Genomic DNA, 20,974 nt, shown 5'->3' with positions numbered 1-20,974 from the left:
TGATCCAGCACATCGGCGCAGCCTCGGCCAATTTGCAGAACGCCTCCAAGGTCAACAGCGAGGTGGCGCACAACATGAACGAGGCGGCCGGACGCCAGCGTGAGGCGGTCGAGCTGGTCTCTACGGCGTTCAACGAAATGGTCGCCACCGCCAACGAAGTCGCACGCTCCTGCAGCGGCGCGGCGCAATCCGCCGAGAACGGGCACCGTCGCGTAGCCGAGGGCAAGCAGCAGATCGAAGTCACCACCGACAACGTCAACCGCCTGGGGCGCCGCCTGGCCGAGTCATCCCAGGCCATGGTCGAACTGGAGGCCGGCAGCCGCAGCATCAACCAGATCCTTGGCACCATCCGCGCGATTGCCGAGCAAACCAACCTGCTGGCGCTCAACGCCGCCATCGAAGCCGCCCGTGCCGGTGACCAGGGCCGTGGTTTTGCGGTGGTGGCCGACGAAGTGCGCGCACTGGCCAAGCGCACGTCCGACTCCACTGGCGAGATAGAGCAACTGCTCGGCACCCTGGAAAACAAGACCCAGGAAGTCACGCAGAAAATGGGCAGTTGCCTGGACCTGTCGAAGGCCAGTGTGTCGTCCATCGAAAACGCGCGGGACAGCTTTGAAGGGATCCAGACCTCGGTCAACGAGATCCGTGACCAGAACCTGCAAATCTCCGCCGCCGCCGAGGAACAACACAGCGTGGCCGAAGAGATCAACCGGCATATCCAACAGATCTACGACGAGGCGCGCCTGGTGGAAAGTCTGGCCAACTCGGCGCAGGACGATTCGGGGCGGCTGTCGAACCTGTCGGATGAATTGAATGGACTGGTGGGGCGGTTCAAGTCCTGAGGAAGTCGGCGATTGCCTGCCACATCGCGAGCGGGTTGGAGTACATCGGGAAATGCCCACACTGGGCAATCGGTGCCAGGCGCACGCCGTTGGCCTGGATGTGCGCCAGGTAGGACAGCCCGTCGTTCTGCTCGCCGTACATGAACATCTTGGGGCACGGCAGCCCGAGGAACTTGCCCATCAGGTCGGCGTTATCAGAGAGTTCGACCATCGACTGGAAGATCCCGCGCACGGCACCGGCACGCACCTTGTGGCGCAGGCTTGCCGAGTAAAGCGCGCTGGCATACGCGGGTGCCTGGCGAGTGCGCGCGATGAACGCGCTGAAAAACGCCTCGGGATCCTCTGCCGGGTAATTCACGATCTGGCGGCTGAGAAAACAGTCTTCGGGGGCGATATTGCCTTCAATGTCGGTAAAACTCAGCACGCGATCCGGAAAATGATGGGCCAGCATCAAGGCAGTCAGGCCGCCCATGGAGTGGCCGACCAGGTGGAAGCGTTCGACCTTGTAATGCGTCAGCACCTGCAAGGCGGTTTCCAGCAGGAACGGGATATTGATGCTCGCCAGGTCGGCGCATTGGCTCTCACCGCAGCCGGGAGCGTCGTAGGCGATAAAGGCATGCCCGTCGAACGCCGGGTGCAGGACGATGTCGGCGTAGTCCTCCTTGGTCGAGCCGAACCCGTGCAGGAACAGGATGGGCGCCCGCTCGCCGTCGCGGTGGATCGCCGCTATCTCCACAGCGGTGCCGTCTACGGTCAGTGGAATGAAGGAATGAACGAACGACATGCAAGAGTTCCTTGGCCGAAAAGGTGCCAATTTCAGCGGTTAGCCGCGAGGGTGTAAATGACCGATCGCGTAAGGTTTTCATACGCCAATCGTATGAGCCTGGAACTGCGCGACCAACTCGGTCACCAAGGGATTAGGCCGCTCACTGTTCCAGGCCACCGCCGTGGTGACCACATTGAGTTTCTGGGTCAGCGGCCGTAGTACCACGTTGTCCGGCGCGAGCTTCTTCAGCGACGCCGGCACCAGCGCAATACCCTGGCCACAGCTGACGAACGCAATCTGCGAGGCTACCGAGCGCACTTCATGCAGCACCCGTGGCGAGAACCCGCTGGCGCGGCAGGTGGCGATCAGGTTGTCGAAATACACCGGGCTGACCTTGCGCGAAAACATCACCAGCGGCTCGCTGGCCAGGCTCGACAGGCTGATGCGCGAACGTGCGGCCAACGGATGATCGCTTGGCAAAGCCACCATCAAGCGATCTTCGCGCACCGGCAACGACTGGATCGCCGGGCCTAGGTCGCCGTCCAGCCGGGCGAAGGCCAGGTCGATATCCCCGGCTTCCAGCGCCGGCAGCGCCTCGACGCTGTCGATCTCGCGCACCGAAACGGTGAGGTGCGGATACTGCTGCTTGAGTTGATCGATCAGGCCTGGCAACACATCAAACATTGCCGTTGAAATCGCGCCGATGGTCAGCATGCCCGACTGCCCCGCTACCGCCTCTTCCACCGCCAGTTCCAGGCGCTCCAGTTGCTCGGCGAACTTGCGCACCGCTGGCAGGATCGCCGCGCCCACCGGGGTCAACTTGGCGCCCCGCCGGGAGCGTTCGAACAGCTGGACCTTGAGCGCGTGTTCCAGCACCTGGATCTGCTCGCTCAACGGCGGCTGCGACATGCCCAGGCGCTTGGCGGCGCGGCCGAAGTTCTGCTCTTCGGCAACGGCGAGGAACAGCCAGAGGTGGCGGATAAGGCGGAAGTTGATCATGGCGTTTCCATAGGCTTGGCGTATGCAATCAGCAGTTTAGCGCCAATATACCTATCTATTTTTGTTGGGAAACCATCCAGTCGAGAAAGGCTTGAAGTCGAGCGGAGAATTTCTCGCCCTCCGCGCTGGGGTTTCGCGCCTCGAACAAAAAGAACGCGAGTTGGGCAACCATCGCCGGGTAATGCTGAAGGAACAGCTTGACGTGGTCCTCAAGCGATTGCGGCCAGATCAAAGCCTGCACCGGGCAAAACAGCTGCGTTGAGCGCACCAGCTTGCGCGATGCTTCACGCTGCAAACGCAGCCGCGCTTCGTCAGTCCGGGCCTGGTCGATGCGCAAGAGATAGCCCTTGAGCACCGCTTCAAAGTCACCGTTCAGCGCCCAGGCAATCTCACGGGATGGGCGGAACGCGTCGAAACACGCCGAAAGATCATTGCCCCACACACCACGGCAATGGTGTTTGAGCCAGAAACCCCAGCGATCTTTGTTCTCGGGTGACAGCACCTGCGCGCAATGACCGATATCGAAGTCGATCTTCGTCACTTCCGGATGCCGCTGTTCCAGGGACAGGCGCGTCAGTTCCAGCTGTTCAAGCAATTCAGGTTGAGGCGGTTCACGAAATACCAGCGTGAGATCCAGGTCGGATTCACCGGAAATGGCCTCCGCCCTGGCGACACTGCCATACACATAAATGCCGTCCAGCCCCCACTGCGCCGGTGAAAGGGTGGCGCAAACATCGCTGAGCAACGGCTGGAACTCAGGCTGCAGGGGCAAATCGGTCACGGCCAGGACACATCCTTGGGCGTCGACACCAGTAGGTTGCGATGAATTCACGGGGCACTGTTTCCTTGAGTCAGACCGGCAAGCATGACGGGCAAGGGGCTGACGGCGCAACGACCTTCAATCCTTGGACTATGCTCAAGCGGCCCCTGACAGCACGCACAGTATGGCCAATTGGATAGGAAGTCCTATGAACCCAACGACCCGCGTTTTAAGCCTGCTCACCCTGCTGCCCATCGCGATGGCGCAGGCCGACGACGGCGGTATCAGCTTCTGGCTGCCCGGCCAGTTCGGTGCCCTCGCCGCTGCGCCGACCACGCCGGGCTGGAGCCTGCCGCTGGTTTACTACCATGTGAATGCCAGCGACGGTCGGCACTCAGCCACCCCGCGCGGCGGGCGCACGGTGGTGGGGCTGGATGCCAAGGCCGATCTGTTGTTTGCCAGCCCGACCTACACCTTCGCCACGCCGGTATTGGGCGGTGCCCAGGCGGCGATTTCGGCGGTGGCGGCCGTGGGGCGTTCCGAGGCGAGTGTCGATGCCACCGTGACCGGGCCACGCGGGCGCTCGTTTTCCGGCGGTACCAACGATGCCCTCAAAGGTGCCAGCGATCTGTATCTGCTCGGAACGCTGAAGTGGAACCACGGCGTGCACAACTTCATGGCTTATTCCATGGGCAACCTACCCGTGGGCGCCTATGACCCGGATCGCCTGGTAAATATCGGCCTGGGCCATGCCGCCCTGGACGCGGGCGGTGGCTACACCTTTTTTGACAAGACCAACGAGTTCTCCGCCGTGGCGGGCGTGACCTATAACTGGGAAAACCGCGACACCCACTACCAGAACGGCATCGACGCGCACATCGACCTCAGCGCCTCGCACTTCTTTACCGCACAGACCCACGCCGGGCTGGTGGGTTATTACTTCCGTCAGGTCACCGGCGACAGTGGCAGCGGCGCGGTGCTGGGGGACTTCAAGTCCCGCGTGGCCGGAATCGGGCCCCAGGCGGGGCACTTCTTCAAGGTGGGTGATGAACTGTGGTACGCCAATATCAAGGGCTACTACGAATTCGATGCCAAAAACCGCCCGGACGGCTGGAACATGTGGCTGTCCCTGGTCATTCCGCTGTCTGGCAAAGGCTGACGCGACTCAGGCACTGTGCCGCTTCCAGTGTTCGTAGAACGCGAGAGCGGCGACGTTCTTGTCCTTGGCTTCAAGCATGATGTCGAAGCGATCGAGAAACTGCAGTGCGTAGTCGTTGGTCCAGCGGTTCCACATCTGGGCGCTGTGGGCATAAAGGTCACGCTTGGACACCACCTGCAACAGCGCGTCCATTTCCAACTTGTGCTCGGCGTCGAAACCCAGTTCCTGCAAGACTTCCTGGGGCTGGGAGTAATGCATGGTCGGGCGCACGCCGCGCCAGCTTTCAATCACGCGGGCGACCCGTTCCGAGTGGGGGTCGATATAGTCGTTTTCGTTGATCCAGCAATGATGGATGTCCAACACCACTGGCGCCAGGTCAGCGACTTGCAGGCAATGGTCGAGGCCGTAGGTTTTCTCGTCGTTCTCGAAGGTGATGCAGTTGCGCGCCACCTCCGACAGGCGCGACCACACCGCGCGGGTGCCTTCCACGCCAAGGCGGCCGGCGATGTGCACGTTGCACTTGAGGTCCTGGAAGCGACGGCCGTAGCCCATCATGCGGATCATGTCGGCGTGGTATTCGAACTCGGCCAGGCTGTTTTCCACCACGCCGGGGTTCTCCGAACCCAGCACGCAGTACTGGCCGGGGTGGAAGGACAGGCGGATATCCGACGCACGCGCCAACTCGCCGATGGCGGCGAACCCTTCCGCCAACTGGCGCTCGATGGCCGGGTCTTGGTACACGGCGGCAACTTTCGGGTGGCTGTAGAAAGGCAGCAGGTCGCTGCTCAGACGCAACATGCGCAGGGTCGGCGGTAACTCGGCCACATAAGCCAGCAGGCGCAATTGGGCCGCCAGGTTGTGCGTGACCACTTCCACCAATTTTTCGCGGGCCACTTGCGGGGTGACGCTGTCCATCCAGCGCAATGTGGTGGTGCGTGGGTTGAACGGGCCTTCAATCAGCTTCAAGGCACTGGCGGACAGCAGGCGCTCAGGATGTTTGTACTGGCACGCAAAGCCGATGCGAGGTTGAGTCATGGAGGCGCCTGGCGAGAGAAAAGGACGGGATGATACGGCGTTAGGCCGGGGCGGCCCTAGAGGGTTCCCACTATTTCGAAACGTTTCACGCTGAACTTTCTCACACGCGACGCGTTCACTTCCTATGCGCTGTCCCGTCCAGGGGCGTTATACAACAAGGAGCCGCCACCCCATGACTACCCTTCCCGTCTACCGATACGGCCCAGGGCCGCTGCATGCGACCTTGCTCGCCGGCACCGTGCCGTTGTTTCTCGGTGCCTTGCTCAGCGACATTGCCTACACCCAGACCTACCAGATTCAATGGGCCAACTTCTCGGCCTGGCTGATTGCCGGCGCGCTGGTGTTCGCCGGCTTCGCGTTTTTGTTTGCGCTGGTCAACCTGCTCCGTGCCGAGCGCAAGGCCGGGCAACCCACGCGTTATGTCTTACTGCTGTTGGCCACCTGGATACTCGGCCTGGTCAATGCCTTCCAACACGCCAAGGACGCCTATGCGTCGATGCCCGGCGGCCTGATCTTGTCGGCGATTGTCTTGCTGCTGACACTGGCGGCCACTTGGACCGGCCTGCGCGCGAGAGGTGTTAAATGAAAACGTCCAGCACATTGACGCTATTGAGCGCCGCCCTGCTGCTCACCGCTTGCGGCGGTGAAGGCGACAAGACCCAGGCCCGTGGCCCCGACCCCAAACTGCCGGAGCAACAAAGCAGCCTGTTGCCGAGTATGAAGATTGCCGAACCCGCACCCTGGGGCGATCAGAAACCCAAGGTGCCGCAAGGCTACAGCGTCACGGCGATTGCCACTGACCTCGCGATCCCGCGTCAGACCCTGGTGCTGCCCAACGGTGACATCCTCGTCGCCGAAGGCCGTGGCGGCAGCGCGGCCAAGCTCAAACCCAAGGATGTGATCGCCAGCCTGATCAAGGCCGAGGGCAACACCAAGGTCAAGGGCGGCAACCGCCTGACCTTGCTGCGTGACGCCGACGGCGACGGCACCTATGAACTCAAGACGGTGTTCGCCGACAACCTCAACGCGCCGTACGGCCTCGCGTTTGCCAACGGCAAGCTCTACGTGGCCAACCAGGATGCGCTGGTGAGTTTCGACTACGCCGACGGCCAGACCAAGGCCGCTGGCCCGCCCACCAAGGTCACCGACCTGCCGGCGCAGATCAACCACCACTGGACCAAGTCCCTGGCGGTGAGTGCCGACGGCAGCCAGCTTTACGTGGGTATCGGCTCCAACAGCAACGTGACCGAGCGTGGCATGGAAGTGGAGATCGACCGCGCGATGGTCTGGCAGATCGACGCCGCCACCGGCGCGCACAAGCCGTATGCCACAGGCCTGCGTAACCCGACGGCGCTGACCATCCAACCGGACACCGGCCAACTCTGGACCGTGGTCAACGAACGCGACGAACTGGGCCCCGACCTGGTGCCGGACTACCTGACCTCGGTGCGTGAAGGTGCGTTCTACGGCTGGCCGTACAGCTACTGGGGCCAGAATGTCGACCCGCGCGCCCAGCCGCAGAACCCGGCCAAGGTCGCCGCCGCGATCAAGCCGGATTACAGCCTGGGCTCCCATGTGGCAGCGCTCGGCGTGGACTTCTCCATCCCCGAAATGGGCGAGCAGTTCGCTGATGGCGTGTTTGTCGGTGAGCACGGCAGTTGGAACCGCGACAACCCGGTGGGCTACAAGGTGATCTTCGTGCCCTTCAGCAATGGCAAGCCATCCGGTGAGCCGATCGACTTTGCCACCGGCTTTCGGGGTGACGACGGCAAGACCCGTGGGCGCCCGGTCGGTGTGACGGTGGACCCCAAAGGTGCGCTGATCATTGCCGATGACCTGGCCAATACCCTTTGGCGGGTGACGCGTAACCGCTAAGCAAAGTGTTTGACATGGTTGCCTGAAGCAACAATATAATTGCTTCAGGCAACCATTCGAGCATTCCAGCATGTCCACTCCCCTGCTTGTCGAACGCGCCGGCATCGTGCGCGGCTTCAATCGCTTCTATACCCACCAGATCGGCGTGCTGCAGGAACACCTGCTGCAAAGCGACTATTCGCTCACCGAAATCCGCGTGATGTACGAGTTGTCTACCCGTGGCGACCTCACCAGCGCCGACCTGTGCCAGATGCTCAGCCTCGACGCGGGCTACCTGAGCCGATTGACCAGTGGTTTCGAAAAGAAGGGCCTGATCCAGAAAGTCCGCTCCGCCACCGACGCCCGCGCGGTGCAACTGCACCTCACCGACCATGGCCGTGCAGTGCTGGCGCCCCTGGAACAGCAGACCCAAAGCGAAGTCATCGCCCTGCTCGACAGCCTGCCGGAACCCCAACAGCGGCAACTCACCGACGCCATGAAACGCATCCAGGCGCTGCTGCAAGGCACGGCGCCCAGCTACCTGCTGCGCGACCCACAGCCGGGCGACATGGGTGTGGTGGTGCAACAACAAACCGCGTTGTATGCCCGTGAATATGGCTGGAACTGGGAGTTCGAAGCGCTGGTGGCGGAGACGGTCGCCAAGTACTTGAGAGCGTTTGATCCAACCTGCGAGCGTTGCTGGATCGCAGAAAAGGACGGCGACGTGGTGGGCTCGGTGTTCGTGATCCGCCACGGCGACAACACCGCCCAGCTGCGCATGCTCTACGTGGACGCCAGTGCGCGCGGCATGGGCATCGGCCAACGGCTGGTGGATGAGTGCGTACGTTTTGCCCGACAGGTCGGCTACCAACGCATGCAGCTGTGGACAGTGGACATCCTCAGCGATGCGCGCAGGCTTTATCAGAAAGCCGGGTTCGAGTTGATCGAGGAAGAAACGATAGACAGCTTCGGCAAATCCCTGGTCAGCCAGACCTGGGCGCTCACGCTGTGAAGCGGTCCCGCGCCGTTGCGGCGCGGGACGTTGGACCTTACAGGTCAGTGATTTCCTTGTGACGCGGCACCAGCGTCTTCATCACGCTCCAGGCCACCAGGTAGGCCAGCGCGCAGATGGCGAACATGATCATGTAGCCGGTGTGGATGTCGCCCACGGATTTGTAGTAGTCGAACACCCAACCGCCGATCTTGGTCATGACCACGCCACCCAGGCCGCCGGCCATGCCGCCGATACCCACCACCGAGGCCACGGTTTTCTGCGGGAACATGTCCGACACGGTGGTGAAGATGTTGCATGACCACGCCTGGTGCGCCGAGGCGCCCACGCCGATCAGCAATACCGGCACCCAGAAGCTGATGTAGCCCAACGGCTGCGCCAGCAACACCACCAGCGGGAACAGCGCGATCACCAGCATGGCTTTCATGCGGCCATCGTAGGGCGCATCGCCGCGTGCCATGAAGTAGCTGGGGAACCAGCCGCCGCCGATACTGCCGACCATGGTCATGCTGTACAGCACGGCCAGCGGCATGACGATATCGGCGCCTTTCATGCCGTATTGCGCCGACAAGTAAGTGGGCAGCCAGAACAGGAAGAACCACCACACGCCGTCGGTCATGAACTTGCCGAAGGCAAACGCCCAGGTCTGGCGATAAGTGAGCAGCTTGAACCACGAAACTTTCTTCTCCACGGCGCCGGCCGGTGCCGGGGTGAAGGGCTGCACGGTCTGGTCGCTGCGGATATACGCCAGTTCTTCAGGCGACAGGCGTTTTTGCTCATCCGGTTTCTTGTAGAGCGCGATCCACACCGCCACCCACACGAAACCCAACCCGCCAATCACGATAAACGCCGCTTCCCACCCCCACAAACCGGCAATCAACGGCACGCAGATCGGCGCCAGGATCGCACCCACGTTCGCGCCGGAGTTGAAAATACCGGTGGCCAGCGAGCGCTCTTTCTTCGGGAAGTATTCGGCGGTCGCCTTGATCGCAATCGGGAAGTTGCCTGCCTCGCCAATCGCCAGTACCGCACGGGACAGCATGAAACCGGCAATCGACACCGGGATCACCGCCAGGCCAATCGCCCCGCTGATGGCCGCGATGCCCTCGCCCATCGGCACCGAGAACGCATGCATGATGGCGCCCGTGGACCAAATGCCAATCGCCACTACATAGGCCGCCTTGGTGCCGATCTTGTCGACAAAGCGCCCAGCAAACAGCATGGAGATCGCGTAGACAAACTGGAAGACCGCCGCAATGTTCGCGTAGTCGGTGTTGCTCCAGCCAAATTGCGTAGACAGCTGCGGCGCCAGCAAGCTGAGCACCTGGCGATCAAGGTAGTTGACGGTGGTCGCGAAAAACAGCATCGCGCAGATGGTCCAGCGATAGTTGCCTACCGCTTGGCCAACGCGGTGTGCGTTGATGGGCTCGTTCAAGTTCATGGCATCACTTTTTATTTTTGTTAGGTAGGACATATGTAACGTCATATGTCGTCGTACAACTGTCGCTTTTATATCGGGACGCCAGAACGCTGTCAATCTGAAAGATTGCCGTTTATCGAGGTATTGCGCGGGTATGTGAAATGTCAGGCAAAAGCAGTTGTAGGACGACGAACGCGTAGTACCAAGCTGGGTGCCTTACCCGGCACATCGTCGAGCGTACCGAAAGGCTGCATGCCGATTTTTTCCAGCACGCGGATGGATGCCGCGTGATCCGGCCGTACCAATCCGAACACTTCGGGCAAGCCGAGTGTTTCGAAAGCCAGCGTTAATGCATCACGGCCCAACTCGGTGGCGTAGCCCTGCCCCCAAGCTTCCACCGCAAACCGATATCCAAGATTTATGCGCCTGTCGGTCAGGTAGTCCATCGGCGCGATGCCACCAAAGCCGATGATGTGATCCGGCGCTTCGACGCGTGCGATCGCCCACCAGCCGTAGCCTTGGGATGCCCACTGTGCAAGCCAGTGATCGAGCAGGCGTTGCGCAACCTCCAGGCTGGCCATGGGGCCGGCGGGGTTGAACAGATTGGTCTGCGGATCGCCGTAGATCGCGAACAATCGCTGCACGTCACTCGCGTGTGGTCGGCGGTAGGTCAAACGTGAGGCGACGGCGGACATGCGAATTACTCCCCTGTGAATCTGTAAAGTTCAAGCCATCTGCAAAAAAACACAAATAGTGGTGAATTATTTCATGTCCGCTTGTATCTGAACTGACAGAGCGGTGCCATCGCAACGATGGCACCTCCCCTGTTCTGCTTTAGAGTGTCCCGCATGAAATTACGTAAGAAAAGCGTCAAGCCCATCGGATTGAAAGACATCACCATCGTCGACGACACCAAGGTGCGCAAGGCAATCACCGCCGCCGCCCTGGGTAATGCCATGGAGTGGTTCGACTTTGGCGTCTACGGTTTTGTCGCCTATGTGCTGGGCAAGGTGTTCTTCCCCGACGCCTCGCCCAGCGTACAAATGATCGCTGCACTCGGTACGTTCTCGGTGCCGTTCCTGATCCGTCCCCTGGGTGGCCTGTTCTTCGGCGCACTGGGCGATAAATACGGGCGGCAAAAGGTCCTCGCCGCCACCATCGTGATCATGTCCTTGAGCACCTTTGCCATCGGCCTGATCCCCTCCTACGCCTCGATTGGCATCTGGGCGCCGATTTTGTTGTTGCTGTGCAAAATGGCCCAGGGTTTCTCGGTGGGCGGTGAATACACCGGCGCTTCGATCTTCGTCGCCGAATACGCCCCGGACCGCAAACGCGGCTTCCTCGGCAGTTGGCTGGACTTCGGTTCCATCGCCGGCTTCGTGCTGGGCGCGGGCGTGGTGGTGCTGATCTCAAGCATTTTGGGCGAGGCCGACTTTGAGTCATGGGGCTGGCGCCTGCCGTTCTTCCTCGCTCTGCCCTTGGGCATTATCGGCCTGTACCTGCGTCATGCGTTGGAGGAAACCCCAGCCTTCCAGCAGCACATGGACAAAATGGAGCAAGGCGACCGCGAAGGCCTGACCCACGGCCCGAAAGTTTCGTTCAAGGAAGTGGCGACCAAGCACTGGCGCAGCCTGCTGACCTGCATCGGCATCGTCGCGGCGACCAACGTGACCTACTACATGCTGCTCACCTACATGCCGAGCTACCTGTCGCACAACCTGCACTACAAAGAAAACAGCGGCGTGCTGATCATCATCGCGATCATGGTCGGCATGCTGTTCGTGCAGCCGTTCATTGGTTTTATCAGCGATAAGATCGGCCGTAAGCCCTTCATCATCGCCGGTAGTATCGGCCTGCTGTTCCTGTCCATCCCGGCGTTCATGCTGATCACCAGCGGCAAGATCGGCCTGATCTTCGCGGGCTTGCTGATCCTTGCCGTGATCCTCAACTTCTTCATCGGCGTGATGGCTTCGACGTTGCCCGCCATGTTCCCGACGCACCTGCGCTACAGCGCGTTGGCCAGTGCGTTCAACGTGTCGGTGCTGATCGCTGGCGTGACCCCGACCGCCGTGGCCTGGCTGGTAGAAAGCACCAACGACCTGTTTATGCCCGCCTACTACCTGATGGTGTTTGCCGTGGTCGGCCTGATCACCGGCCTGACCATGAAGGAAACCGCCAACAAGCCCCTGCGCGGCGCAGCGCCGGCCGCGTCGGACATGGAAGAAGCCAAGGAGTTGTTGCAGGAACATCACGACAATATCGAGCAGAAGATCGAAGACATCGATGCCGAGATTGCCGAGCTGGAAGCCAAGCGCAAGAACCTGGTCGAGCAGCATCCCCGTATCAACTAAACCCTGACCCTGCGTGGCGGCCGAGGCCGCCACGCCATAGGAGTGTTCACGTATGGTTCCAAGCGTTACCGCAGCCTCGTTACTCAGCGCAGATGAACGCGCCGCCATCGCCGAAATCGAAGCCACCACCAGCATCCTGCAACTGGTCACCCGCCTGACCGGCATGCGCTTCGCCGGGATCGCCAAGTTCACCGACCTGGATTGGGTGGTGTGCTCGGTCTACGACCCGCTGCAAATGGGCATCAACGTCCACGATGTACTCGACCTGGAAACCACGCTGTGCAGCAAGTTCTGCATCAACCCCCAGGCCCTGTTCATCCCCGAGATCAGCAAGAACGGCCGTTTTGCCACGCGCCCGGTGGTCAAGCAGTTCGAGATTGAAAGCTACGCCGGAGCGCCGATCTTCCTGCCCGACGGCCGTTTGTACGGTGCGCTGTGCGCGCTGGACTCGCGCGCCATGCTGTTCGACGACCCCAACCTGCCGGAAACCCTCAGCCTGTTTGCACGGCTGATCGGCTGTATTTTCTATGCAAACTTGACGACGACCGGCGATACATAAGCACTCATTTTCTGACCCGCGCGGCCGATAACACGAGATACCCCTGACTTGCAGTGACGCCCTGCGGGAACCAATGCCGAATACTCTCGCTCCCATCGTCCGCTCGCTCTCCGATCGCACCAGCCTCTCCCTGGCGCGCACCTCGCTTCTGCGCTTCATGGCCTTGCTGGCCGTGGTGTTTGCCGCCGCGGCCTATTCCCTGGTCTACCTGGCTCATGAACTGGACCGCTCCGAGCAGGTTGAAAGTGCGTTCTATACCCGTAAAGCCGTGCAGTCGCTGGAAAAATCCTTGCGCGTGACGGTCAAGGACTACGCCTTCTGGAGCGACGCCTACAAACATTTGCATATGACGGTCGACACCGATTGGGCCTTTGCCCGTGGCAATATCGGCGCCACCTTGTTCGATGACTTTGGCTTTCAAGGCCTGTTCGTGGTCGACGACGCCAACCGCACGGTCTATGCCGTGGTGGACGGCCAGTTGCAGAGCGTCGAACTCACCCAGTGGCTCGGCGGGCCCATCACCGAAATTCTCGAGCAGGCTCGCGCGGGCGCCGAGGATGAAACGCCCACCACGGCCTTTATCAACGTACGTGGCAGCCCTGCACTGGTGGCCGCCGCCGCCATCACCCCCGGTACCGACCCCACGGTGTTGCCCGACGGCCGACCGGCGTCGGTGCTGATCTTCGTCGACATCCTCGACAGCGCCAAACTGGCGGTGATCGGCGATGAGTTCGGCGTGGACAAACTGCACATCGCCACCCCCGATGAAATCGGCAAGACCTTGCTCTTCCCCCTCGGCGACAACGGCGCAGCGGGCAGCCTGCACTGGGAGCCGGCCCGCCCAGGCTTGCGTTTGATGGGGGTCGGCCTGCCCCTGCTGGGCCTGGCGGCATTGCTGGTGTGCTTGATGACCTGGGTCATATCGCGCCGCGCTACCGCCGCGGCGTTGGCCCTGGATGCCAGCCATACGTCGCTGCAGAACAGCCAGACCGCCCTGGCCACCAGCGAAGCGCGCTTTCGCGATGTGGTCGAGGCCAGTTCCGATTGGGTCTGGGAAATCGACTCTGGCTGGCGCTTCACCTACCTGTCGGAACGCTTTGAAGGCGTCACCGGGCTGGTGCGCAATGCCTGGATCGGCGCCGCGATAAACAACTTGCTGGAGACCGAAATCGGCCCGCTGTCCCAGTGGCTGAGCACACCCGGACGTCGCCCGGACATCAGCGTGCAGTGTCGTTACGTCGATGCACTGGGGCTGGAACGCAGCACCCGGCTGTCCGCGCGGCAAATGCCGTGTGGCGGGTTTCGCGGCACCGCCACCGATGTGACGGAAGAGGTCGAGGCCCGTCGACGCATCGAGTTTTTATCCCAACACGACGCCCTGACCGGGCTGCCCAACCGCACACGCCTGCAAGCGTTTCTGGAAGGCAAGTTCAAGGCCATGCCTACCTCGGAGCAGCCGCTGGTGATGCTCAGCCTGGACCTCGACCGATTCAAGCCGGTCAATGACCTGCTCGGGCACGCTGCCGGTGATCGGGTGCTCAACGAAGTGTCGTCCCGATTGGCCGACTGCGTACGCCATGGCGACCTGGTCGCGCGTATCGGCGGTGATGAATTTGTGTTGATCCTGACCGATGCCGGTACGCAGGATGAAGTCGAAGCCCTGTGCAAGCGACTGATCGAATCCATCGAGCGCACCATCAGAATCGACGAACAAGAGGTGTTTGTCAGCGCCAGCATCGGTATCGCCATCGCCCCCAACGATGCCCACGAGGCCGCGGAGCTGCTGCGCTACGCTGACATTGCCCTGTACGAGGCCAAGGCTGCGGGCCGCAATACCTGGCGCTTCTACTCCGGCGACATGAACGCACGGATCATCGAACGTCGACGCCTGGAGAGCGACCTGCGCTATGGGATCAAGCACGGCGAGCTGCGCTTGCATTTCCAGCCGCGCTATCGCATCGCCGACGGGCAGATGGTCGGCGCCGAAGCCCTGGTGCGCTGGCAGCATCCGGTGCGTGGGTTGATCGCGCCAGACACCTTTATCCCGATTGCCGAGGAGTCCGGGCTGATTCTGGCCTTGAGCGACTGGGTACTCGAAACCGCCTGCACGCGTGCCGCCCAATGGCCGGAGCACCTGTTTGTATCGGTGAACCTGTCACCTTCCGAGTTCAAACGCGGCAACCTGGTGGAGCGCACACGCCAGGCGTTGGCGAGCTCCGGTATCGACCCGGCCCGGGTGGAACTGGAAATCACCGAAAGCGTCATGCTCGATGATGCAAGCGGGGCACTTGAGGTCATGCACACGCTCAAGCACTTGGGCCTGCGCATCGCCATGGATGACTTCGGCACCGGCTATTCCTCGCTGAGCTACCTGCGGGCGTTCCCCTTCGATGGCTTGAAGATCGACCGCAGCTTCCTGACCCGCCTGGAAGAAAGCGATGACGACAAGGCGATCATCCAGGCGATTGTCGGCCTGGGCCGTGCATTGGCCCTGACGGTGACCGCCGAAGGCATCGAAACCGCCGAGCACCTTGCATTGCTCAAGAGCGTGGCGTGTGAAGAGGGCCAGGGCTATTTCCTCAGCCGACCGCTGGACGTCGATGGCTTCAACGACCTGCTGGGCCTGCACGCCCCTGCCACGCAGGGCGCTATCTGAAAAAATGACTCGGCGTCTTGCCGAACTGTTTCTTGAACATGCTGGTAAAGGCGCTCGGGCTTTCGTAACCCAGCTCAAGGGCGATGTCGATCACCTTCTCCCCCACCGCAATCCTCTCCAAGGCCAGCAGCAGCCGCGCCTGCTGGCGCCACTGGCCGAAGGTCATGCCGGTTTCCTTGCGGAAAAGACGCTGGATGGTTTTCTGGTCCAGTTTCAGGCGCTCGCTCCAGTGCGCCACTGTGGAGGCGTCGCCGGGTTCTTCCTGCAACGCGAGGCAGATGCGCTGCAAGCGCGGGTCGGAAGGTTGCGGCAAGGACAATGGCAGGGCCGGCAGGATGGCCAGTTCGTCGAGGATCAGGTGCATGATCCGCGCATCCCGTGAATCCTCGGCATACGGCGGTTTCAGGCTCACCGACGCCTTGATCAGTTCACTCAGCAGCGGCGAGATACTCACCGTTTTCGGTTCGCCCGGCATGTTCGGGAAGCGATCCGGGCGTACAAACACGCTGCGCATCTTCAACGTACCCACGCACCGCAGGGAATGCACCTGCCCGGCAGGCATCCAGATCCCGCGATTGGGCGGCACCGTCCATTGGTTGAGCGCCGAGTACACCACCATCACGCCTTCGATGGCGTAGAGCAGTTGGTGCTTTTCGTGGCTGTGGTCGGGGATCACCCAGTTTTCCGGGTAATCCGTGGCGGAACTGATGACCGCCCAGGCACCTTCGTTGATTTCCTGGAGAAATTCGTTGAGTGGTTTGATCATTTCGCCCTTTTTGCGATGGTTGTCGCCCGAATTACGCGAGACAGGCATTCCCGACGAATCTAGCATGAACGCCGAATCATTTTGTAATGGATGGCGACCTTAAGAAGTTGCCGCCTCTGATTAGCTGCCTTGTATGGAATGCCTGCATGTCGACCCTCACCGCGTCACCCGCCGCTGCAACCACCACACCCCAAGCCAGCCCGTTGGTCATGCGCGTCCTCGGCGCCTGCGCCCTGGCGCATTTGATCAATGACCTGATCCAGGCCGTGCTGCCGTCGATCTACCCGATGCTCAAGGCCAACTACGGCCTGTCATTTACCCAGGTAGGCCTGATCACCCTGACCTTCCAGCTGACCGCATCCCTGCTGCAACCGTGGATCGGCTATCACACCGACCGTCATCCCAAGCCGTGGCTGTTGCCGGCCGGCATGGTCTGCACCTTGATCGGCATTCTGATGCTGGCGTTTGTCGGCACCTTCCCGGCGATTCTGCTGGCGGCAGGCCTGGTGGGCGTCGGCTCATCGACCTTCCACCCGGAAACCTCCCGCGTTGCGCGCCTGGCGTCCGGCGGTCGCTACGGCCTGGCGCAATCGACGTTCCAGGTCGGCGGCAACACTGGCAGTGCTTTCGGCCCGTTGCTGGCGGCCGCGATCATCATTCCCTACGGTCAGAGTCACATCGCCTGGTTTGGGCTGTTTGCCGTGTTTGCCATTCTGGTGCTCTACGGTCTGAGCCGCTGGTATCGCCACCACCTCAACCTGTTCAAGCTCAAGCAAGGCGGCAAAGCCACCCATGGTTTGTCCAAAGGCCGCGTGACCTTTGCCTTGGTGGTGCTGGCCGTGCTGGTGTTCTCCAAATACTGGTACATGACCAGCCTGACCAGCTACTTCACCTTCTACCTGATCGAAAAATTCCAGCTGTCGGTCGCAAGCTCGCAGATGTACCTGTTCCTGTTCCTCGGCGCCGTGGCCGTCGGCACCTTCGCGGGTGGCCCGATCGGCGACAAGATCGGGCGCAAGAAAGTCATCTGGTTCTCCATCCTCGGCGCCGCGCCGTTCACCCTGGCCCTGCCCTACGTCGACCTGTTCTGGACGGCAGTGTTGAGCGTGGTGATCGGGTTCATCATCGCGTCGGCCTTCTCGGCCATCGTGGTGTACGCCCAGGAACTGGTGCCGGGTAACGTGGGCATGATCGCCGGGATCTTCTTCGGCCTGATGTTCGGGTTCAGCGGGATTGGCGCAGCGTTGCTCGGTTTGCTCGCCGATACCCACGGTATCGAGTACGTCTATAAGCTGTGTTCGTTCCTGCCATTGGTGGGCATCCTGACGATCTTGCTGCCCTCGACCAAGGGCGCCTGACCTGCCGATCATCGCCTGGCCGTGTGCCATCACGATGAATGCTCTGAAAAACCTGCGTGTGCGCTTACAATCCCGGTTCTAAACGCACACCAGGCAGACCCGGCAAGAAATGACGCTCGACCCTCCTACGATTTTGGCACTCACCGTTGCCCTGGCAGCCGCTGCCGCCCTGTACCTGGCCGTTGAATGGCGCAGCGTGCGCGAACCTTCGCTGCTGTGCTGGAGCGCCGGTTTCGCCACCATCACCGTCGGTTCCACCCTGGCCCTGCTGCGCCTTAATGGTTACCTGACGATTGGCATCTGGTTCGCCAACGGCTTGCTGGTCACCGCGCACTTCCTGTTTTTGCTGGGCGTGGCGCGGTTCACCCAAACGCGGCTGTCGCTGCTGTGGCTGCTGATGCTGGTGGTCTGGCTGGGCATGCTGATGCTGCCGGCCGACCCTTCCTGGTCCAAAGCCATGCTGGCGGTGCAGTCGCTGCTGGTGGCGTTGCCGACCCTGCGCGCCAGCTTTTTGCTGCGGCCCCACGGCAAATCCCTGAGCATCGGCGCGGTGCAGTTGCGTTATGTGCTGCTGATCCATGGCGCGTTCTATGTGGCCAAGGCGCTGTCGGTGCTGATTCCCGGCACCTTGATCGACCTTGCCGCGTTCAAGGGCGAGATCATCCAGATTTCCCTGGTGGAAGGCGCCATGGCGATCATGCTGATCGCACTGTCGATGACCGGCTCCGAACGCTACCGCCGCGAACAACAGATCGCCCGCCTCGCTGCCCGCGACCCACTGACCGCCCTGTACAACCGCCGCGCCCTCGACCTGCGCGCACCGCGCCTGCTGGCCCAGGTCTCGCCGGCGCAACCCGGCGCTTTACTGCTGATCGACATCGACAACTTCAAGTCGGTCAACGACCTCTACGGCCACACCGCCGGCGACCGTTTGCTGATCGCCTTGAGCGAGATGATTCGTAGTGTGGTGCCCCAAGGCGCGCTGGCCGCACGCCTGGGCGGGGATGAATTCGTGATCCTGCTGAACCCGGCGTCCACCGAACAGATCGTCGAACTGGGCAGCAGCCTGCGCGACCAGTTCCATCAACTGGCCTCGCAGACCTTCACCACCCCGGCGCCGGTGACCCTGAGCATCGGCGCCACCCTGTTCGACCAGCCGCCACCCAGCCTCACGGCGTTGATCGAGCAAGGCGATACCACGCTGTATGAAACCAAGCGTGGCGGGCGCGACAGCATTCGCCTGGTCGACCGGACCGGCGCCAGTTCCTACGGCTAAAGGTCGTAACTGACCGCCACGCTGCGCCCGGTCTTCACCGACTCCAATACACAATCCGCCAGGTGCGGTGAATACATACGGTCTCGTAAGCTGGTCGAGATGAGCGAACTGCACTGCACGCACATCATGTCGGCAGCCAAGTAGATAATACTGAGTCGCTGCCCTTTTGCCCCCCCCGTCCTAGCAGCTTTTCAAGCTGCCAAAAGAACGCGCAAGCCACTGTTTGATCTGTTTGGCGGCGTGCAAATTAACGAAATGTTTGTATTACGAAAATACTGGCTATTAATATGCTATTACGCGAGGTATGATTCGTCAGACAGCTATTAACTGGAAAAATTTAAACCAAAATACAGCAGTGTTTTTATAATTTGGGAAATTTTAAGTTTTCATAACACCTAATTAAATCCAAACGCCACTCGATAGGCTTGCAAAGGGAAATGCAAATGGACTCTTACATCGAACCTATATATCTTAACGAAAAAATGGTTTTAAATTGCGCCGCATACTTATTCAAGGGTGTGGCAATGGAATCAGAATCAGAAAAAGGCACGACATCCCAAGGAAAAGCTAACATTAGTTTAGGATTCAAATTCCTAAGTGATCTGATCTCACCAATATCTGGAGCGGGAGAGTTTTCCAAAGGAGCGACATCGATCACCAAGACTGCTCGAAGGTACACAATGGGTGGTCTTCACATGACTTTAATTGACGAACTACATACTAGAAAACTGATAGATAAAAAATTCAACATTAAAACCCCCTCAAACAGCTCAAGCTTTGTAGAACTTGACGTCATTTTAAAGCCTGTAGATTTTTACTCCATCCTAGAGGCCCTGAAAATTTCAGCACCCCTCATATGTCAAGTACTGCAAAACTTTGGAGAGCGAATCAATCATAGAATATTTTCACAAGAAAGTATAAAAGACGACATAAAAAAATATGAAGAACTTATTTCACAAGTACTTTCCGAGCTTGAGAACGACTACCTTAAGTCCGGACAACTTGAAATGCTGATGTATTGCCCAACTTCCAAACGACAAATAGGTGTTTTGGATGTGGATGTAGGAGATGCGGAAGCGCTCTCCGTTAAAGCCAAATTGACTGACGGAAGATTCCGAGTAATCGGCAGAGTCTCAAGACATATCGAACAAGGAGACTCTATTAGCCTCGTACAGAGAACTGTACTTTCCACAATACTCGGCATCATTGAGAAAATAGTCGGCATCACCAATGGAATTCAAGAGTATCGAGCCGGAATGTTAACTGCCAAAACAGTCGCACAGCAAGTATGCCAACTCAACTTGTCGGGCCCTGCAGTTAGAGTGATGGCGATGTCGGTGTGCATATAACTCTGCGCCAGGATATCACCAACAACAAACAAAAATACATTTTTAAGCGCCACCTGCTTATTCTGTATTGGCCCCAAGGAAAAACAGCATATGAAACCGCTTATCGAATACTGTAGTGGAGCTGTAAAATCTCTGAACGCCCAATACGACATGACACGTGTATTGGGCCACTCGGCGACATCAGGTTCCGCTAGAGAACGGCTTATACAAGACTTTCTAGTCGCGCATCTACCCGAAATGACCAATATAGTCAGTGGCATAATTATAGACTCAAAAGGATCACGATCAAAACAACAAGACATTGTACTTATGCTGAAATCTATGCCGCGACTACCATTCACCAGCGACCACGACTTAATTTTTCAAGAAGGCGCGATAGCTGTTTTTGAAATAAAAACGGACATCAGACCATCTACGCTTAATGATATTGCACGCAACATTGAGAGCGTCAGAAAGCTAAGTCCGACGTCATTGGGAGGGGCCCGTATCGGATCCCAAAAGTGGCCCCACGCTAGAATCCTAAGCACAGTATTGACATATGGCGGATCCCCATTAAATAGCATCCAAAAAAAGCTTTCAAGCTTATCAGCTCTGGGGCAGCCGGACATATATCTAGACCTAACGAAAGGCATCCTAATAAAGAATGAAGGCTTATTACTTGATCACACATCCCACGAGCCTTATCTTCGATTCGACAGCCCGGCAATTGGACTAGCCCGACTACTAGTATCATTATCAACAGTGACGGGAAACTTAATACTTAGGGATATTAACTGGGAAGAGTACATTTCATGACTTACTTTTCAGTTTGC

Annotated in this window: 19 protein-coding genes; 12 read left to right on the top strand and 7 right to left on the bottom strand. The window is 59.8% G+C overall.

Annotated features, from left to right (window positions below; all coding sequences use genetic code 11):
* The first annotated feature begins 74 nt into the window (after positions 1-74).
* Complete coding sequence (locus tag HX812_RS32510) at positions 75-842, top strand: methyl-accepting chemotaxis protein (RefSeq protein WP_371317980.1); 768 nt, start codon at positions 75-77, stop codon at positions 840-842.
* Here HX812_RS32510 and HX812_RS28490 read toward each other — a convergent pair.
* The 3 genes from HX812_RS28490 to HX812_RS28480 all read right to left on the bottom strand — a co-directional run bounded on the left by HX812_RS28490 (position 832) and on the right by HX812_RS28480 (position 3,439).
* On the bottom strand, positions 832-1,626 hold the full coding sequence (locus HX812_RS28490; RefSeq protein WP_038849615.1) for an alpha/beta fold hydrolase: 795 nt from the start codon (positions 1,624-1,626) through the stop codon (positions 832-834). The genes HX812_RS32510 and HX812_RS28490 overlap by 11 nt on opposite strands.
* Positions 1,627-1,704: 78 nt before the next feature.
* Positions 1,705-2,607 (bottom strand): LysR family transcriptional regulator, encoded by a 903-nt coding sequence (locus HX812_RS28485; protein ID WP_038849612.1) that lies wholly within the window; start codon positions 2,605-2,607, stop codon positions 1,705-1,707.
* A gap of 55 nt (positions 2,608-2,662) precedes the next feature.
* Entirely contained in the window at positions 2,663-3,439 is a 777-nt protein-coding gene (locus tag HX812_RS28480) for a nucleotidyltransferase domain-containing protein (RefSeq protein WP_038849610.1), read from the bottom strand.
* 136 nt (positions 3,440-3,575) lie between these two features.
* On the opposite strand from HX812_RS28480, the gene HX812_RS28475 reads away from it, so the two are divergent.
* Positions 3,576-4,526 carry a transporter gene (locus HX812_RS28475; RefSeq protein ID WP_016979971.1) on the top strand — a complete coding sequence of 317 codons (951 nt, stop codon included), beginning with the start codon at positions 3,576-3,578 and terminating at the stop codon, positions 4,524-4,526.
* A 6-nt stretch (positions 4,527-4,532) separates the two neighbouring features.
* On the opposite strand, the gene HX812_RS28470 is transcribed toward HX812_RS28475, so the two are convergent.
* Entirely contained in the window at positions 4,533-5,561 is a 1,029-nt protein-coding gene (locus HX812_RS28470) for a UV damage endonuclease UvsE (protein WP_038849608.1), read from the bottom strand.
* A 172-nt stretch (positions 5,562-5,733) separates the two neighbouring features.
* On the opposite strand from HX812_RS28470, the gene HX812_RS28465 reads away from it, so the two are divergent.
* The 3 genes from HX812_RS28465 (at position 5,734) to HX812_RS28455 (ending at position 8,427) form a co-directional block, all read left to right on the top strand.
* A complete protein-coding gene (locus HX812_RS28465) occupies positions 5,734-6,147 on the top strand; it encodes a DUF2231 domain-containing protein (protein ID WP_038849606.1) in 414 nt (137 codons plus the stop codon).
* A complete protein-coding gene (locus tag HX812_RS28460) occupies positions 6,144-7,436 on the top strand; it encodes a sorbosone dehydrogenase family protein (RefSeq protein WP_033896589.1) in 1,293 nt (430 codons plus the stop codon). Before HX812_RS28465 ends, HX812_RS28460 begins: the two co-directional genes overlap by 4 nt.
* A 70-nt stretch (positions 7,437-7,506) precedes the next feature.
* On the top strand, positions 7,507-8,427 hold the full coding sequence (locus HX812_RS28455; RefSeq protein WP_038849603.1) for a helix-turn-helix domain-containing GNAT family N-acetyltransferase: 921 nt from the start codon (positions 7,507-7,509) through the stop codon (positions 8,425-8,427).
* 37 nt (positions 8,428-8,464) lie between these two features.
* On the opposite strand, the gene HX812_RS28450 is transcribed toward HX812_RS28455, so the two are convergent.
* Both HX812_RS28450 and HX812_RS28445 read right to left on the bottom strand, forming a co-directional pair.
* Positions 8,465-9,868: an MFS transporter gene (locus tag HX812_RS28450; RefSeq protein WP_033896592.1), complete on the bottom strand. Its 1,404-nt coding sequence runs from the start codon at positions 9,866-9,868 to the stop codon at positions 8,465-8,467.
* A gap of 143 nt (positions 9,869-10,011) precedes the next feature.
* Positions 10,012-10,542: a GNAT family N-acetyltransferase gene (locus tag HX812_RS28445; RefSeq protein WP_038849600.1), complete on the bottom strand. Its 531-nt coding sequence runs from the start codon at positions 10,540-10,542 to the stop codon at positions 10,012-10,014.
* 153 nt (positions 10,543-10,695) lie between these two features.
* On the opposite strand from HX812_RS28445, the gene proP reads away from it, so the two are divergent.
* The 3 genes from proP to HX812_RS28430 all read left to right on the top strand — a co-directional run bounded on the left by proP (position 10,696) and on the right by HX812_RS28430 (position 15,413).
* Positions 10,696-12,198, top strand: a complete 1,503-nt coding sequence (gene proP, locus HX812_RS28440) for a glycine betaine/L-proline transporter ProP (protein WP_038849597.1) — start codon at positions 10,696-10,698, stop codon at positions 12,196-12,198.
* Positions 12,199-12,250: 52 nt separating this feature from the next.
* Positions 12,251-12,757 carry a GAF domain-containing protein gene (locus HX812_RS28435; protein WP_038849594.1) on the top strand — a complete coding sequence of 169 codons (507 nt, stop codon included), beginning with the start codon at positions 12,251-12,253 and terminating at the stop codon, positions 12,755-12,757.
* A 73-nt stretch (positions 12,758-12,830) separates the two neighbouring features.
* Entirely contained in the window at positions 12,831-15,413 is a 2,583-nt protein-coding gene (locus tag HX812_RS28430; RefSeq protein WP_038849592.1) for an EAL domain-containing protein, read from the top strand.
* On the opposite strand, the gene HX812_RS28425 is transcribed toward HX812_RS28430, so the two are convergent.
* The gene (locus tag HX812_RS28425; RefSeq protein WP_038849588.1) at positions 15,406-16,227 is read right to left on the bottom strand and encodes a helix-turn-helix domain-containing protein; all 822 of its coding nucleotides are present in this window, start codon (positions 16,225-16,227) and stop codon (positions 15,406-15,408) included. The two genes, HX812_RS28430 and HX812_RS28425, sit on opposite strands and share 8 nt — an antisense overlap.
* A 98-nt stretch (positions 16,228-16,325) precedes the next feature.
* Here HX812_RS28425 and HX812_RS28420 point away from each other — a divergent pair, with 98 nt between their 5' ends.
* From HX812_RS28420 to HX812_RS32505, 4 genes are all read left to right on the top strand, one after another.
* Positions 16,326-17,537 (top strand): MFS transporter, encoded by a 1,212-nt coding sequence (locus HX812_RS28420; protein ID WP_016979981.1) that lies wholly within the window; start codon positions 16,326-16,328, stop codon positions 17,535-17,537.
* A gap of 109 nt (positions 17,538-17,646) precedes the next feature.
* On the top strand, positions 17,647-18,813 hold the full coding sequence (locus HX812_RS28415) for a GGDEF domain-containing protein (RefSeq protein WP_038849585.1): 1,167 nt from the start codon (positions 17,647-17,649) through the stop codon (positions 18,811-18,813).
* A gap of 443 nt (positions 18,814-19,256) precedes the next feature.
* Positions 19,257-20,162 carry a hypothetical protein gene (locus HX812_RS28410; RefSeq protein WP_038849582.1) on the top strand — a complete coding sequence of 302 codons (906 nt, stop codon included), beginning with the start codon at positions 19,257-19,259 and terminating at the stop codon, positions 20,160-20,162.
* A 90-nt stretch (positions 20,163-20,252) separates the two neighbouring features.
* Positions 20,253-20,957 (top strand): DUF6602 domain-containing protein, encoded by a 705-nt coding sequence (locus HX812_RS32505; RefSeq protein ID WP_372849936.1) that lies wholly within the window; start codon positions 20,253-20,255, stop codon positions 20,955-20,957.
* Positions 20,958-20,974: the final 17 nt, after the last annotated feature.

Source organism: Pseudomonas sp. IPO3749, from assembly GCF_013386605.1.
GTDB lineage: Bacteria > Pseudomonadota > Gammaproteobacteria > Pseudomonadales > Pseudomonadaceae > Aquipseudomonas > Aquipseudomonas azotoformans_A.
Note: the sequence above shows the minus strand (reverse complement) of the source record. Positions and strands in the feature narration are given on the sequence as shown.

What these genes read in the sequence shown, in the direction of transcription:
- HX812_RS32510 (WP_371317980.1), top strand. Translation starts at nt 75, where the DNA reads ATGAACGAGGCGGCCGGACGCCAGCGTGAGGCGGTCGAGCTGGTCTCT.
- HX812_RS28490 (WP_038849615.1), bottom strand. Translation starts at nt 1,626, where the DNA reads ATGTCGTTCGTTCATTCCTTCATTCCACTGACCGTAGACGGCACCGCT.
- HX812_RS28485 (WP_038849612.1), bottom strand. Translation starts at nt 2,607, where the DNA reads ATGATCAACTTCCGCCTTATCCGCCACCTCTGGCTGTTCCTCGCCGTT.
- HX812_RS28475 (WP_016979971.1), top strand. Translation starts at nt 3,576, where the DNA reads ATGAACCCAACGACCCGCGTTTTAAGCCTGCTCACCCTGCTGCCCATC.
- HX812_RS28470 (WP_038849608.1), bottom strand. Translation starts at nt 5,561, where the DNA reads ATGACTCAACCTCGCATCGGCTTTGCGTGCCAGTACAAACATCCTGAG.
- HX812_RS28465 (WP_038849606.1), top strand. Translation starts at nt 5,734, where the DNA reads ATGACTACCCTTCCCGTCTACCGATACGGCCCAGGGCCGCTGCATGCG.
- HX812_RS28460 (WP_033896589.1), top strand. Translation starts at nt 6,144, where the DNA reads ATGAAAACGTCCAGCACATTGACGCTATTGAGCGCCGCCCTGCTGCTC.
- HX812_RS28455 (WP_038849603.1), top strand. Translation starts at nt 7,507, where the DNA reads ATGTCCACTCCCCTGCTTGTCGAACGCGCCGGCATCGTGCGCGGCTTC.
- HX812_RS28450 (WP_033896592.1), bottom strand. Translation starts at nt 9,868, where the DNA reads ATGAACTTGAACGAGCCCATCAACGCACACCGCGTTGGCCAAGCGGTA.
- HX812_RS28445 (WP_038849600.1), bottom strand. Translation starts at nt 10,542, where the DNA reads ATGTCCGCCGTCGCCTCACGTTTGACCTACCGCCGACCACACGCGAGT.
- proP (WP_038849597.1), top strand. Translation starts at nt 10,696, where the DNA reads ATGAAATTACGTAAGAAAAGCGTCAAGCCCATCGGATTGAAAGACATC.
- HX812_RS28435 (WP_038849594.1), top strand. Translation starts at nt 12,251, where the DNA reads ATGGTTCCAAGCGTTACCGCAGCCTCGTTACTCAGCGCAGATGAACGC.
- HX812_RS28430 (WP_038849592.1), top strand. Translation starts at nt 12,831, where the DNA reads ATGCCGAATACTCTCGCTCCCATCGTCCGCTCGCTCTCCGATCGCACC.
- HX812_RS28425 (WP_038849588.1), bottom strand. Translation starts at nt 16,227, where the DNA reads ATGCCTGTCTCGCGTAATTCGGGCGACAACCATCGCAAAAAGGGCGAA.
- HX812_RS28420 (WP_016979981.1), top strand. Translation starts at nt 16,326, where the DNA reads ATGTCGACCCTCACCGCGTCACCCGCCGCTGCAACCACCACACCCCAA.
- HX812_RS28415 (WP_038849585.1), top strand. Translation starts at nt 17,647, where the DNA reads ATGACGCTCGACCCTCCTACGATTTTGGCACTCACCGTTGCCCTGGCA.
- HX812_RS28410 (WP_038849582.1), top strand. Translation starts at nt 19,257, where the DNA reads ATGGACTCTTACATCGAACCTATATATCTTAACGAAAAAATGGTTTTA.
- HX812_RS32505 (WP_372849936.1), top strand. Translation starts at nt 20,253, where the DNA reads ATGAAACCGCTTATCGAATACTGTAGTGGAGCTGTAAAATCTCTGAAC.